Here is a 13,802-nt window from a genome sequence, read left to right as displayed (position 1 = left end):
GAAGAACAGAAATCGATCCAGTGGGTCGATTACCTGACGAACGCGCAAAGCGCTGGACCGTAGGTTCAAATCCTACTCCCGCAACCAAATCGAATAAAACAATCAAATCAAAACCAAAAATAAGACCATAAATACGGTCGACCTACGAGAAAAACTCGTCAGAACTTCCCTGCCCGCGAAATCGCGACGGCGTAACTCCCATCTGACCACGAAAAAAACGCGTGAAATGAGACTTGTCTGAATATCCCAACATTAGACTAATTTCAGTTATTGTCTTGTCGTTGCGGCTTAGGTGATCTTTGGCGACGTCGACCTTGAGGCGTTTGATTTCCCGCGGCAGCGTTGTTCCCTGTTGGTGCAGAGCCCTCAGCAGCCGATCCGCTTGAAGGCCGAGTAGGCAGGCAACGGCCGGTGGACTCAAGTCAGCTTCGTCTAGCTTATCGCGCAAAACGGATCGTATCGCGGCGACGACAGTGATCTCTTCTTGTCGCCTGGGAGAAGTTTGTGGTTCAACTGAGGCGTCGAATGAATGAGGCTTTAATAGCCAGTCGACCGGAAAGCTGATTTGCATCCCTGGATCTGTCCCGAGTCCGACTTCAATGCCCTTGTAGCCAAGTGGGACTCCGTTGATGTAGCGGCTTTCCCACCGCACGACCGAAGGGCTCCAGGACTGTGCGACCACGGTTTGCAGAAGACGAACATAGATCGCGGCCCCGAATCCTGTGACCTGAACCGGAGGTACGGCTGGATCCTGCTGCCGTTCGATCCGATAGATTGCTTTGTCTGCATCTAAAATCAGCCTGTGGCGTACCGAACTGGACTCTTGCGGAACGAGCCGGACAAAGCGGGCAAAGAACTCAAAGAGCGTTTTGGATGAATGTCGGGCCTGCGCAAACGGCGGCCACTCGTGCAAGTTGAATGACTCTCCGACATGCAGTCCAAGATAACGATCTGCTGCTATGTCTGAAAAGGCGTTAAGAAGTCCGTAAACCAATTCTGAATGCACATAGACGGACGGATCGGACAAGAGCTCGGCCTGAAGGCCCACCTGATCTAAAGCAGGCTGGGGGTCAATCTGGCGTTCCGTGAGATAGTTCAGAAACGGTGCCGCCAGCGCGAGCCGAATAAATCCTTCGCTTTGGCCCTGTGCAATGGTGTTTATAGGCATGTCCGTCACCTTTCGGGGTTGGCTCGATGACCACTTTTTGCACCTTATTCAAACAATGAGATTGAAAACTGGCAACTACTTGTAGCTAAATCAAGCTAACATCACAGATATTCGAATATATCGAGGTTGCCTATGTCCGGATCACGAACACCACTGCTATGGGCTGCGTTTTTTGCTGCGGCCAGTTCTTTTGGTTTGCCGGCGATGGCCCAGGATACTGAAGCCCCGCAAACCTTGTTTACTAACGTGCACGTATTTGATGGGGTAAGCGAACAGCGCATCGAGAATGCCAGCGTGCTGGTCGAGGGTAACCTGATCAAATCCGTCTCGACCGATACGATCGATGCGCCGAACGCCACGGTTGTTGATGGGGGCGGTCGGACTTTGTCGCCAGGTTTCATTGAGCTTCATGCGCATCTTATGCTGATGGGGCCAACCCTTCCTGCAATGGAGGCCAACACAACCTGGGAGGATTTTGCCATTCACGGGGCCAGAATGGCCGAGATGTACCTGATGCAGGGGTTCACCACCGTTAGGGACGCGGGTGGCGCCAATGGCGGACTTCGCCGCGCCATCGACGCGGGGCAGATTGTTGGTCCCCGCTATTTCCCCTCTGGCGCTTTCATAGGAACGCGCGGTGGTCACGCCGACTTTGCCAATTTCACGGCACCTCCCGGATCAAATACTAATATGGGCCGTCTGAACATGGCGCAGGAAGTGAGCGGTGTGGATGACGTTTATAAATACGCGCGCAACAATTTCCGCATGGGCGCAACACAGCTGAAGTTCATGCAATCTGGCGGTGTCGTTTCGGCGTTCGATCCGTGGCAATTGCTTGCCGGGTCTCGCGAAGAAATTGAAGCCGCTGTGCAGGTTGCAAATGAGTATGGCAGTTACGTCATGGCGCATTCTTACCGCAAAGAGGCGATCCTGAGCGCCTTGGAAGCCGGGGTGATGTCGATCGAACACGGGTTCTCGTTCGATTGTGAAATTGCCGAGGTCATGAACGCGAAGGGGGCTTACATCACCACAAACCTGACCGCATTTGATCCGGGCTTGCTTGAAATCCCCGCGGTTGCAAACGTGCCCGCCAGCCTGGCTAAGGCTAAGTCCGCATCGGCAACTTTTGCAGGCTACATCGACAACATGAAGGAATGCCCGGTAAAGCGTGGGTTCCAGACCGACTGCGTTGGATCTGTCGAGGCATGCAACATTCAAATCGCTTATGAAAAGCACCTGAACAACGAGTTTTTCGGCCCCTATACGTCGATGGTTACGCTGACCTCGACAGGCGGCGAAGTTGTTGCTTTGTCCGGTGATTTCATGAACCCGTATACTGGCGGCAAACTGGGTGTGATCGAAGAAGGTGCCTATGCGGATATTCTGCTGATTGATGGTAACCCGCTCGAGGATTTCTCGGTCACTGGAACCGGCGATCAGTGGTTTGGTGCGGACCCGCGACCAGACAGCCCTGAGACCATCCGTTTGATCATGAAAGACGGCGTCATCTACAAAAATACGTTGGACTGATTTAAGGTAGATGCACCGAAACAAGCGATGTATCGGAGGGCGCGGATGAAAGCCTTTTACACGATGGTCACAGCGGTCGCACTGACCCTAGCCGGTTCTGCTGCAATCGCGGCTCCGGGTGGCGTTATTGACTGGTCCGATTTGCCGGACCCATCGGTTCAGGCTTTCAAGGACCCATACAGGGAACTCAGCCCAGAAATGTTCGATGACGTACTGTTCGTCGTTCGTATGCGTAGCAGGCTGCAGCAGGATGTCGGCAGCGCAGAGGAACGGCACAAATGGCAAGAGCTTCTGACCGAGACCGAAGATGCCCTTGCAGCGGGCGGAGTCGATGTCGATTGGTTACTGGACCAGCGGCAAGTTGTGACCGAACGGCGTGAATTGGCCGCAACAGCGGGAAATCCACTGATCGACGGGCAAACGATCACACTTGCAGGGTTTGCAATACCGGCACCTGCAGATGCGGACGGTCGGCCTGTGGCCTATCTGGTGCCGGAACGGGGCATGTGCAGCCACATGCCTCCGCCGCCGCCAAATCAGATGATCCGGGTACGTTTGGACGGGGATTGGACCCCCAGCTTTTTCCATGAACCTGTGCGGCTGACGGGAAAGCTGACCATAGCCCCTTCGGATCAAAGAATGATGGTCGTGGATGGCTTGATGCCCATGCACGCGACCTTTCAATTGGATGCCGACAGCGCCGAGACATTGGAAACCCGCGGCGACAGCCTTGAATGGACGCAGAGCGGTGCCAACCGCCTTCGCGGGGCAGGCAATCGCAAGACCGGCGGCAATAAGGCGTCCGAATGATCAGAGCTTCGATTGCCACGCTGCTGCTTCTTGTTTGCACAAGCGGGGCTTGGGCGCAGGGTTTATCCGGACCTTCTTCTGTTGGGGCCGAACTGGAACCCGGTGATGGGCTGACAGATCCGCAGTATCGTTCGGATTTTCCGAAAAACATTGCGCCGCGATGGTTTCGTTGGAAAGACGGTCTGGCCGAGAACGGTTTTCGGTTCAACTTCGACTACTTGGCATTGGGTCAATCCACGAACGCTGATTTGGGGACCGGTGAAGCGGCCAGCGGTATCGCGCGGTTGTATGGCAACTGGCAGGCAACCGAACGAGGCTCTTTGACGTTCAAAATCGAGCATCGCCATAAATATACGGAAGTTGCGCCACAGTTTCTGGGGCTGGACGGCGGGGCGCTGTCCATCACGGGCACAGCATTCAACGACAGTGGCTTATTGTTGACCAACCTGTTCTGGACCCAAAGGGCAGATGATGGTGCATGGACATTGCAGATAGGCCAAATCGACGTCACCGATTTTGTAGATGTCTATGGGCTGGTCAGCCCCTATAGCGGTTTTCAGAACCTTGCCTTCAACACGAATCCGACAATCAACGCCCCCAATCCAGGGTTGGGGATTGCCGGCGGCATGAAGCTGAGCAGCAATCTATACGCCGTAGCCAGTGTAGCTGACGCCAATGCAGATCCTTCGGACCCGAGTTTTGACGTGTTCAGCGACGGTAATCTCTTCAAGTCGTTAGAGCTTGGCTACACGTCCAGTTTTGACCGAATCTATTTTGACAACGTCCACCTGACCCTGTGGCACGCCGATGCCGCTGATGATGGCAGCCGCGCTGAGGATTACGGCGCAGCCTTTTCCGCTGCCTGGTTCGTGGATAACAAATGGATGCCATTCTTTCGCGCCGGCGCGGCGAAAGGAACTGCAGCATTGTACGACCGCTCTGTTTCAGCGGGGGTCGGATATTTCGGTCGCAACACGGATCTTGCCGGGCTGGGTTTGAACTGGGCCGAAGCGCGTGGCGTCGATGGGGATCAGTTCACGGTTGAAGCGTTCTACCGCTTCTCGATTTCACCGGGCCTGCAGATCACACCGTCTTTGCAGTTCATCGAAAACCCTTTGTTGAACCAGGAGCAATCCAGCGTAACGTTGATCGGCCTGCGAACACGGATCGTTTTCTGACAAAGAAAGTCCAGTGCTTCAGCATTGAAGATGCTTGGAGATAACCTGTTTCAATGCTCCAGCTCACGATTCTGGGGGTTGGTTGCCTTCGGAAACGAGTTTTTCCGCAAAATCGTATTTTTCCGTCAAAAAAATTTGCACAATTTCAATCGGTTATGCCTGCCTACGGGAAACCCCCAATTCCTGAAAACAAGTCGATTCGTTAACTTTAAATCATCCAAAGATTTACTGCGGACAATACCACTTTTCCCCGATGAGGGGCTGGCTACTTACCCCCTCGGCCGGCCCCTCAACCGCCTTTTTCAAGCCCCTTTCCCGAAAATTTGCCACTAACCTTGTACTGCCTCCAGCACGAGTGCAGGCAACTTGTGCGTGTCATCGTAGCTGAAGTTGTGCGGGATCTCTGCAACCGGGGTCTTTCTGTAGCCTTCCGAAAACAGCAGGAAGGGTACTTTGGCACGGTATGCAGTTTCGGCATCCACCTCGCTGTCGCCGACATAAAGACGCGGGCCGGCATTGGCGACGGCATTGAAGCTCGCTTCAAGGTGCGCGGGATCAGGTTTGCGAACAGCCAGTGTATCGCCGCCAAATACAGTGTCGAAGTGTTGAGCCAGATCCAGCGCCTCTAAGATATGTCGCGCCGGGGCCTCGGGTTTGTTCGTGCATACACCCAAAACGCAACCCATTTCGCGCAGTTTCGCCAGCGCCTGTGGAACGCCGGGGTACGGGATCGTTTTCTCGCTGGAGGCGGCAGAGTAATGGGCCAGCGTCAGTTTGGTCAATTCTCCATGCCGCCCGATCGGCAGGTCGTGATGGCGGATCATTCGCTCGACCAGTTTTGGCAGGCCATTGCCCACAAATTGTTTGATTGTGCTTTCTGGCAGGGGGGCGATGCCGATATCCAGCAATGTCCGGTTGGCCGCCGCAGCAATGTCCGGAAGGCTGTCCACCAGCGTTCCATCTAAGTCGAACATAATTGTCGCGGTCATCGGTTTTCCCGTCTGTAAATGAGTGTGAACCAGACCTAGCCCGCATGAAATCTCGACGCAATTACCCCGAGACCGTGTTTTCCGAGGAACGGGGTTGACATACCTGACTAAATTAATCAGATTAGCGTCAAGATCCCTTCAGCCAACCCGGTTCGGGTCAGCCATATTGTTGAAAGCGCGAACAAATTAAGGCCCTTCGCCCGAGAACCTACTGGAGTTGTCCTGATGAATGTGCAGAATCCAAATGCCAGCCAGTCCTATGCGGTGTCCATGCTCCCGGCCCACAAAGCCGAAGATCTGACCAAGGGTGGCAACTTGGCCCATATCGAATTGGGCGATCAACTTTACACACTGCGTATCACACGCGCCGGCAAGCTGATCCTAACGAAATGAGCGCGCCTTCCTCGCGCGGCGGGGCTGCGGTTGGGCGTTTGTCTGACCTAAACCCGATCGAAGTTGGCGCCGTTATGTACCTGCGTTTATGGAGCGAAGGCCCCCAGACGCGTGCGGATGCAGCAAGCGATTTTGAAATCGCGCTCGGTCTGGACCAGGGGCGGGCGGCGATGATGACGCTGGACCGTCTGTGCGGGCTGTGTGCTCATCACGGTCGTCGTCCCTTGGTGCGGCACGGTTTGGGCTGTTCCTGCCTCGGCGCGGACGAGAACTGCTTTGCGCAGATGATTGCTGCGGCGTCAGAAGGTGCGCGGGAAGACGCCATGATGATGGCATCCCTTATCGTTCGGCCCGACTTTGCCCCGGCGTTGGCATCGCTGTCCGAAGAGATGGGCATGGTACTGCGCCGCATGACCGCGTCGATACCCCTGCCGACCACAGGGCATAAGTCCCCCTCGGCCGTGTTGCATTAAGCAGCAGGCAACTTAAAAACCCCGGCCTATCAGAGTCGGGGTTTTTTTGTTTCAGCAGCACCCGCATCCAGCGTGATGATGATCGTGATCGCAGGTCGGGGCGGGGGCATAGTCACCAACCTCGGACAGTACGTCGCGCAAGGCCCATAGGATCATGTCGACGTCTTCCGCCTCGATGGTCAGGGGCGGGCGAATTTTCAGGATGTTATCTTTGGGACCCTCACTGCCGATTAGGATACGGTGATCACGCATCCGATTCTTGACGTAGCTGCAGATCTCGGTGCCCTCGGAATTGTCTGGATTGATCAGTTCCACACCCAGAAACAAGCCCATGCCACGCACGTCTCCTACACAGCTGAAATCGGCTTCAATCTGTCGGAGCCCGTCCATCAGCCGCAAGCCCATGTCGCGGGCGTTGCCTTGAAGGCCTTCGTCATCGACGATATCCAACACCTCTTTGCCAATCCGGCAAGACAGGTTGGAGCCGCCGAAGGTCGAGAAGAACTCGATCCCGTTGTTGAAACTGTCCGCGACGGCCTTGGTCGTAACGAGAACACCCAGCGGATGGCCGTTACCGATGGGCTTGCCCATAACAACGATATCCGGCAGCGCGCCCTGATGTTCAAAGCCGAAATAGTAGTCACCAAGGCGACCAAGGCCGGTCTGAACCTCATCCGCAATGCATACACCGCCTGCTGCGCGGATCTTATCGTATACCGCGGGCAGATATCCTTTGGGTGGGATGATCTGACCGCCAACCGAGGGGAAGGTTTCTGCAATAAAGCCAGCCAGCCCTTGGCCTTTGTCCTGTAGCGCGGCGATAGCCGGATCCACGAGGTCAGCGAATTTCTGGGCGCGATCAGGATCGTCGCGCTTGTACGAGCCACGAAAATCGTCTGCAACCTCGACCAGTTCGACCCAATCCGCCTGACCGATCCCGCCCGGCTTTTTGAACTTGTAAGCCGAGATTGCCACCGCTGCATTGGTATTGCCGTGATAGCCGTGGTCCGGCGTAACAATTCCCTTGGCTCCGGTATGTGCCCGGGCCAATCGCAAGGCCAGTTCGTTTGCCTCGGTGCCCGAGTTTACGAAGAAGCAGACCTCAAAATGATCGGGCAGTTTGGACAGGATTTTGTCGGCAAACGCTGTTTGCGCCGGGTGCAGGTAGCGGGTGTTCGAATTCATCCGTTTCAGCTGATCTGCTGCCACGGCCTGAATGCGTGGGTGAGCATGGCCCACATGCGGGACGTTGTTGTAGGCGTCCAGGTAGGGGCGACCCCACTCATCGAACAGGTGGTGTTTCCACCCGCGCACCAGCATGACCGGATCGTCATAGGTCAGGCTCAGGTTTCCGCCAAAATGATCATGCCGCCCTTGCAGAATCGCCTGTTTGTCGGTCGGGCGATAGAACACCTTGTCATCCGGCAGGTTCAGCAGGGCTGCGGGATTGGGGCAAACGGCGTGCCACAGCTCCATCTCATCCGGATCGCCGACGCCAGGCCAATCGTTTTGCATCCCGTCCGTGGTCAAAGCCAGCTGGAAATGCACATGCGGGGCCCAGCCGCCATTTTGCGTGGCATTCCCAAGTCGAGCAAAGGCGGCACCTTGCGCCACGGGGTCACCGGGCTTTAGCCGCCCACAAACCTCGGGGTCCAGATGACCATAGAGGGTATAGAACGGATCGCCTTCGGGCGTTTCATGGTGCAGGATCACGACACCGCCGTAGTCCAGGTGGGCATTGCGGTTTTCAACGGCTTCGACCCGGCCGCTCATCGGTGCATGCAAGATGGTTTCGGCGGGGGCGAACACGTCCACTGCCAAATGCACCGTCCGTCGGTCAGAGGCTTTCCACGGCCCTTTGCGGAACGCAGGCTCGGCATAGATCAGGCGGGGTTCATTGTAATAGCCCAGCCAGAGGCCTTCTCCGAACTCCTCACCCACGCGCGCGGCTTCATCCAGCGGCATGTTGAACGGGTTCTGTGGCCATGTTGAATTCTCGACCGATAGCGATCCCATTGGAACTTCACTTAGGTCCTGGTCGAACATTTGGGCGAACTGACCGCGGTGTTCAGAGAGATAGGCATGGATGCGTTCAGCCCCGCCCGTCACCGGTAATCCGCATCCAGCGCGCAACCGCGCGGACATCAGACCGCCATTGACCGCATTGTTCTCCAGGAACCGCCATGCGGGGGCCTGACTGATTGTCACGTAAGGATCATCCGGGTTCTCGGACGCCATTAGGGTCGAGTTGACCACCGACACTGCCAGCCGCATCCGAAGCAGTGGCCAGATCAGATCGACCTCGTCAGCCCGCAACCGGTTTGCGGCGTGGTAGCCGCGAACCAGCGCTGTCAGCGCGCGCTCAGGCTTTGGATGGTCAAGAACGATGTAAGCTGCGGCAATCGCCAGATCGCAGATACGCGGCGCGGCACACATGTCCCCCAGATCAATCAGGCCCGAGACTGTCTGGCGCTGTCCTAACTCTCCGTCGACCAAGATGTTGTAGTCGTTAGCATCATTGTGGATTGCCTGTTTCGGCAGGCTAGCCAAGCGGTCCGAAATCGCATCGAAACCAGCGCAAATCTCGGACAACATGGCCTGTCGCGCCGGATCGGTGATGGCGTCCAGCTTGTCCGCGATCCAGCCCGCCTGTGTGAGGTCCCATTTGAAATCCGGGCGGTGCAGCCCTTCGTGGTCAAATCGCTCCAGCGCCCTGCCGGTTGCCCCCAAAACGCGGCCCAGCTTCATGATCAGTTCTTCGGACTTCGGTGCCGCCTTGGCATGGCATTGGCCGGGCAGGCATTCGAGCAGCCAAGCCAGCCGCGGCTGCCCATCCTGATCCGAGATTTCCGGTAGCAGCGCACCGTTGATGTCAGGGAAAACAGCAGGAAAGGGGAGCCCCGGAGCCTCTGCAGCGAGGTGTTCCAAAGCTTTGATCTGCAGGTCAATGAACTCGACCTCGCAGTCCGCGCGCATGACTTTCAGCACATAGTTTTGGCCGTTGGTGGCCCTGGCCAGAAAGTTGAGGTCATATTCGCCGTCCAGTCGGGTCAGCTTAGCCTCATGCCCCCATTGGGTGCGTAGGGCGCGAGCCCAGAAATCCGTCGGCTCAACCATGTTTGCAGTCCTTTAGTCCAGCGCGCGCAGGCGTTTGAAGAGCGAGGATGTGTCCCAGCGCCCGCCACCCAGTTTCTGAACATCCTTGTAAAACTGATCGACCAGCGCGGTCACGGGCAGAGAAGCCCCCGTTTCATTGGCCGTGTCCAAACAGATGCCAAGATCCTTACGCATCCAGTCCACCGCAAACCCATGATCGAAATGGTCATCCAGCATCGTTTCGTACCGGTTCGCCATCTGCCAGCTGCCAGCTGCGCCCTGGCTGATCACTTCGACGACCGACCGGCCGTCCAGCCCTGCTTTTTCGGCAAAGTGCAATGCCTCGCTGAGGCCTTGCACCAAACCGGCAATAGCGATCTGGTTGCACATCTTGGTCATTTGACCTGCGCCGCTGTCGCCAATGCGGCGGCAAATTTTGGAATAGACCTGCATGATCGGTTCTGCCGCATCATAAGCCGCCTGATCCCCGCCGCACATGATAGACAGGACTGCGTTTTCGGCTCCTGCCTGACCGCCGGAGATTGGGGCGTCCACAAAAGCAATGCCACGGGCTTCTCCTGCGTCGTAAAGCTCGCGGGTCACCTTGGCGGAAACGGTCGTGTGGTCGACAAAAATCGCGCTGTCCGACATACCGTTGAACGCACCGTTCTCACCCGTGCAAACCATGCGCAGGTCATCGTCATTTCCGACGCAAGCCATAACGAATTCTGCACCCTCTGCAGCTTCGCGCGGCGTCGCAGCCATCGAACCGCCGTGTTGGGCGACCCAGGCTTCGGCCTTTGCCGCGGTGCGATTAAATACGGTGACATCGTGCCCGGCGGCCTGCAGGTGACCGGCCATGGGATAGCCCATGACGCCCAGACCCAGAAACGCGACTTTTGCCATTTGGTGATCCTCTCTGCTGTCCGGTGCCTGTCTTTTTCCAGCAGGCCGGAGTGTTTAGCAGAGACAAAGCAAAGCTGCGCCCAAAGGGCAACCCCGCGTCACGTCTTGCCGCCCAAATCCTGCAGGATCGGGCAATCGGGCCGGTCATCTCCCGCACAGGCGTCAATAAGGTGGCCAAGCGTATCTCGCATCGCGTTGAGATCGGCAATCTTGGCTTCGATTTGGGCCATATGCGCGCGGGCTACCTTTTTAACATCGGCACTGGCACGGGTTTCATCCTCGTAGAGTGCCATCAATGTGCGGCAATCTTCGATCGTGAAACCCAATGCGCGGGCGCGGCCCAAAAAATTCAGCTTGTGCACATCCTGGCTGCGAAATCTGCGGTAACCGTTGTCATCGCGCAGTGGTTTGATCAGGCCGATATCCTCGTAGTAGCGGATCGTTTTCGCGGGCAAACCTGTCTGGTTTGAAACGTCGCCGATATTCATGAGGTCACCGTTTGCGTTGAATGGCCTTGCGTAGTGTCAGGCAGGCTGGCACGGACGCGTCGCAAACGTAGTGCATTCGAGACGACAAAGACACTCGACAACGCCATCGCCCCAGCGGCGAGGGCTGGTGACAAGAGGTGTCCGCTAAACGGGTAAAGAACACCTGCGGCAACCGGGATGAGCAGGATGTTATAGCCAAAGGCCCAGCCCAGGTTCTGCTTGATGTTGCGCATTGTCCTGCGGCTGATCTCAACCGAATTAACGACACCGCGCAAATCACCAGACATCAGCACCACGTCAGCGGTTTCAATCGCCACGTCAGTGCCGGTTCCAATCGCGATACCGATATCCGCCGCCGCCAATGCAGGGGCGTCGTTGATACCATCCCCGACAAAAGCCACAGAGCCGAACGTGTCGCGCAACGCATTAATCGCGGACAGCTTGCCATCAGGCAGTACCTCGGCCGTGACCTGATCAATGCCCAGACTGCCTGCCAAAGCCTGCGCCGTACGAGCGTTGTCGCCCGTCACCATCGCCAATGTCAGCCCCATCTCGTGCAGCCGTTCCAGCGCCTGCACAGTGCCGGGTTTGATTGGGTCCGCCACTGCCAGCATCGCGGCAGCTTGTCCATCGATGGCCATAAACAACGGGGTCGCGCCTTCGGCTGCGCGCTGGTTGGCCTCAGCCATCAGCTCTTGCATAATGGCAATGCTGTTCTCCTCCATCAGTCTGGCCGATCCGATCAGCAGCTTATGCCCCTCGACTATTGCCTGAACACCCAGACCGGTGAGTGATTCAAATTCCGAAATATTGGGCAAATCTGATGGCCCGGCGCGGGTTATGGCCGAGGCGATGGGATGCTCTGAACGTGACTCGACTGCGGCTGCCAAACGCAAAACGTCGTCGCGGTCAAAGTCGTTCACGGTCTTAACGCCGGCAAGCTCCGGCCGCCCTTGCGTGAGTGTCCCGGTTTTGTCCAAAGCCACTACTTTGACCTGTTGCAATTGCTGCAACGCATCGCCTTTGCGGAACAGCACACCCAGCTCTGCTGCGCGACCGGTACCGACCATAATCGAGGTTGGTGTCGCCAGGCCCATGGCACAGGGGCAGGCAATGATCAAAACCGAAACCCCGGCGACCATGGCCATTGGCAATGTCGGTTCAGGGCCAAACACCAACCAGACCGCTATCGTCAGCAAACCCACTGCGATCACCACCGGAACGAATCTTGCAGTAATCTGATCGACCAGACCCTGTATCGGCAGTTTCGCCCCCTGCGCCTGTTCGACCATATGTATGACTTGAGCCAGGACCGTGTCGGCACCAACACGCGTTGCGCGCACACGCAGCGCACCGGTGCCGTTCACCGTGCCGCCAACGACCTGATCCGAGGATGCTTTGCCCACCGGCACCGGTTCGCCCGTGATCATGCTTTCATCCACATAAGAGTTGCCGTCCAGAACCTCGGCATCCACGGGAACCCGCTCACCCGGGCGGATCTGCAGAATATCTCCCACCGCGATATCGGCGATGGGTCGATCAAAGAAGTTGCCGTCCTGTTCTACCCTTGCCGTTTTCGGCTGTAACCCGACCAGCTTACGGATCGCCGCGCCAGTCCGGCCCTTGGCGCGCGCCTCCATAACGCGGCCCAGCAGGATAAGGACTACGATGACTGATGCGGCCTCGAAATATACATTGGCGCTGCCCTGTGGCAGGATTTGCGGGGCGAAGGTTGCGGTGACTGAGAATAAGTAGGCCGCTCCCGTTCCCAGCGCGACCAGCGCATTCATATCGGGCGATCCGCGCATCAATGACGGAATGCCTTTGACGTAAAATACACGCCCGGGGCCAGCCAAAATGACGGAGGTCAGAGCAAACTGCACAAGGTGACTGGATTGCGTGCCGATCGTGGCACGAACCCAATGATGGAAGGCGGGGATCATGTGCCCACCCATTTCCAAAATAAATACCGGCAATGCGAGCACGGCTGCCAAGATCGTCGCGCGAGTCAGTGCATGGGTTTCATTGGCGTTCGTGTGATTTGCGGGCGTATCCGGCACGCCGTCCGCCACACGTGCGGGGTATCCGACAACTTCGGACAAATTGGCCAGTTTTTGCGGATCGGTAGCCCCGTCGATAAACGTGACCACAGCGGTTTCGGTTGCAAGATTAACTTGCGCATCAACGACAGCAGGGTCAGCTTTCAGCGCTTTTTCAATCTTGGCCACGCAGGATGCACAATTCATCCCGCCGACTTTCAGGGTCGTCTGTTTGCTGATCGCTGGGTATCCGGCGTCGCTCAGGGCGTTCGTCAACGCGTTGATTGGCCCGGTATGCGTGATCTGAGCCGTTTCTGTTGCGAAATTGACCGAAGCCTCGGTCACGCCTGGTACCGCTTTCAAAGCGGCCTCGGCTCGTCCCACACAAGACGCGCAGGACATGCTCGAAATTTTGAGTTGTGTGATTTGCGGCGTAGTCATGCGACTCATCCTGAATTGACTTTCATCCACCAGATGGGGGTTCCAGTCACGGGAAGGTCAAGGGCAAACAGAGGTTTTCTTTTGATTTCCCGGAACGCGCGCTATCGGGTCGATAGCGTTTCTAGCAGGAGCGTGTTGTAAACCGCCGGTGGTGAGGTGCGCACAGCCTGGGGTGACGCAAAAAACGCCAACATCAGAGCGGCCGTGGTCAAGACAAAACCAACGAGGCAAAAACTGGCGACATTCAATGTGGACCGTTTCATCGGGAATGTCCTTGTTCAAGATAGGTAG

At 56.8% G+C, this 13,802-nt stretch carries 11 protein-coding genes and 1 pseudogene; 5 read left to right on the top strand and 7 right to left on the bottom strand.

Annotated features, from left to right (window positions below; all coding sequences use genetic code 11):
- Positions 1-142 precede the first annotated feature (142 nt).
- Complete coding sequence (locus tag ACR0AK_RS13250; RefSeq protein ID WP_480793621.1) at positions 143-1,168, bottom strand: helix-turn-helix domain-containing protein; 1,026 nt, start codon at positions 1,166-1,168, stop codon at positions 143-145.
- Between the two features lie 132 nt (positions 1,169-1,300).
- Here ACR0AK_RS13250 and ACR0AK_RS13245 point away from each other — a divergent pair, with 132 nt between their 5' ends.
- From ACR0AK_RS13245 to ACR0AK_RS13235, 3 genes are read left to right on the top strand one after another with little or no spacing between them, the layout of a single operon-like run.
- Positions 1,301-2,698: an amidohydrolase family protein gene (locus tag ACR0AK_RS13245; protein ID WP_480793620.1), complete on the top strand. Its 1,398-nt coding sequence runs from the start codon at positions 1,301-1,303 to the stop codon at positions 2,696-2,698.
- A gap of 45 nt (positions 2,699-2,743) precedes the next feature.
- Entirely contained in the window at positions 2,744-3,508 is a 765-nt protein-coding gene (locus tag ACR0AK_RS13240) for a DUF3299 domain-containing protein (protein WP_480793619.1), read from the top strand.
- Positions 3,505-4,686 (top strand): carbohydrate porin, encoded by a 1,182-nt coding sequence (locus ACR0AK_RS13235; RefSeq protein ID WP_480793618.1) that lies wholly within the window; start codon positions 3,505-3,507, stop codon positions 4,684-4,686. Before ACR0AK_RS13240 ends, ACR0AK_RS13235 begins: the two co-directional genes overlap by 4 nt.
- Before the next feature lie 329 nt (positions 4,687-5,015).
- Here the strand turns inward: ACR0AK_RS13235 and gph are convergent, their stop codons facing one another.
- Positions 5,016-5,675, bottom strand: a complete 660-nt coding sequence (gph, locus tag ACR0AK_RS13230) for a phosphoglycolate phosphatase (protein WP_170559260.1) — start codon at positions 5,673-5,675, stop codon at positions 5,016-5,018.
- Positions 5,676-5,900: 225 nt separating this feature from the next.
- Between gph and hemP the strand changes: the two genes are divergently transcribed.
- Together hemP and ACR0AK_RS13220 are read left to right on the top strand one after the other, a co-directional pair.
- Positions 5,901-6,068 carry a hemin uptake protein HemP gene (gene hemP, locus ACR0AK_RS13225; RefSeq protein WP_170559259.1) on the top strand — a complete coding sequence of 56 codons (168 nt, stop codon included), beginning with the start codon at positions 5,901-5,903 and terminating at the stop codon, positions 6,066-6,068.
- Entirely contained in the window at positions 6,065-6,541 is a 477-nt protein-coding gene (locus tag ACR0AK_RS13220; RefSeq protein WP_480793617.1) for a hypothetical protein, read from the top strand. Before hemP ends, ACR0AK_RS13220 begins: the two co-directional genes overlap by 4 nt.
- 51 nt (positions 6,542-6,592) lie before the next feature.
- Here ACR0AK_RS13220 and ACR0AK_RS13215 read toward each other — a convergent pair whose 3' ends face one another.
- From ACR0AK_RS13215 to ACR0AK_RS13195, 5 genes and pseudogenes are all read right to left on the bottom strand, one after another.
- A complete protein-coding gene (locus tag ACR0AK_RS13215; RefSeq protein ID WP_480793616.1) occupies positions 6,593-9,658 on the bottom strand; it encodes an aminotransferase class III-fold pyridoxal phosphate-dependent enzyme in 3,066 nt (1,021 codons plus the stop codon).
- 12 nt (positions 9,659-9,670) lie between these two features.
- Positions 9,671-10,546, bottom strand: a pseudogene (locus ACR0AK_RS13210) (NAD(P)-dependent oxidoreductase); the annotation flags it as partial.
- Between the two features lie 95 nt (positions 10,547-10,641).
- Positions 10,642-11,031, bottom strand: a complete 390-nt coding sequence (cueR, locus tag ACR0AK_RS13205) for a Cu(I)-responsive transcriptional regulator (protein WP_480793615.1) — start codon at positions 11,029-11,031, stop codon at positions 10,642-10,644.
- On the bottom strand, positions 11,028-13,511 hold the full coding sequence (locus tag ACR0AK_RS13200; protein WP_480793614.1) for a heavy metal translocating P-type ATPase: 2,484 nt from the start codon (positions 13,509-13,511) through the stop codon (positions 11,028-11,030). Before ACR0AK_RS13200 ends, cueR begins: the two co-directional genes overlap by 4 nt.
- 101 nt (positions 13,512-13,612) lie before the next feature.
- Positions 13,613-13,774 carry a hypothetical protein gene (locus tag ACR0AK_RS13195; protein WP_480793613.1) on the bottom strand — a complete coding sequence of 54 codons (162 nt, stop codon included), beginning with the start codon at positions 13,772-13,774 and terminating at the stop codon, positions 13,613-13,615.
- Positions 13,775-13,802: the final 28 nt, after the last annotated feature.

The sequence above is a fragment of the Ruegeria sp. BI12 genome (assembly GCF_056537985.1).
This window is presented reverse-complemented; position numbering and strand designations above follow the sequence as displayed.

What these genes read in the sequence shown, in the direction of transcription:
- ACR0AK_RS13235 (WP_480793618.1), top strand. Translation starts at nt 3,505, where the DNA reads ATGATCAGAGCTTCGATTGCCACGCTGCTGCTTCTTGTTTGCACAAGC.
- ACR0AK_RS13215 (WP_480793616.1), bottom strand. Translation starts at nt 9,658, where the DNA reads ATGGTTGAGCCGACGGATTTCTGGGCTCGCGCCCTACGCACCCAATGG.
- cueR (WP_480793615.1), bottom strand. Translation starts at nt 11,031, where the DNA reads ATGAATATCGGCGACGTTTCAAACCAGACAGGTTTGCCCGCGAAAACG.
- hemP (WP_170559259.1), top strand. Translation starts at nt 5,901, where the DNA reads ATGAATGTGCAGAATCCAAATGCCAGCCAGTCCTATGCGGTGTCCATG.
- ACR0AK_RS13195 (WP_480793613.1), bottom strand. Translation starts at nt 13,774, where the DNA reads ATGAAACGGTCCACATTGAATGTCGCCAGTTTTTGCCTCGTTGGTTTT.
- ACR0AK_RS13245 (WP_480793620.1), top strand. Translation starts at nt 1,301, where the DNA reads ATGTCCGGATCACGAACACCACTGCTATGGGCTGCGTTTTTTGCTGCG.
- ACR0AK_RS13220 (WP_480793617.1), top strand. Translation starts at nt 6,065, where the DNA reads ATGAGCGCGCCTTCCTCGCGCGGCGGGGCTGCGGTTGGGCGTTTGTCT.
- gph (WP_170559260.1), bottom strand. Translation starts at nt 5,675, where the DNA reads ATGACCGCGACAATTATGTTCGACTTAGATGGAACGCTGGTGGACAGC.
- ACR0AK_RS13200 (WP_480793614.1), bottom strand. Translation starts at nt 13,511, where the DNA reads ATGACTACGCCGCAAATCACACAACTCAAAATTTCGAGCATGTCCTGC.
- ACR0AK_RS13240 (WP_480793619.1), top strand. Translation starts at nt 2,744, where the DNA reads ATGAAAGCCTTTTACACGATGGTCACAGCGGTCGCACTGACCCTAGCC.
- ACR0AK_RS13250 (WP_480793621.1), bottom strand. Translation starts at nt 1,168, where the DNA reads ATGCCTATAAACACCATTGCACAGGGCCAAAGCGAAGGATTTATTCGG.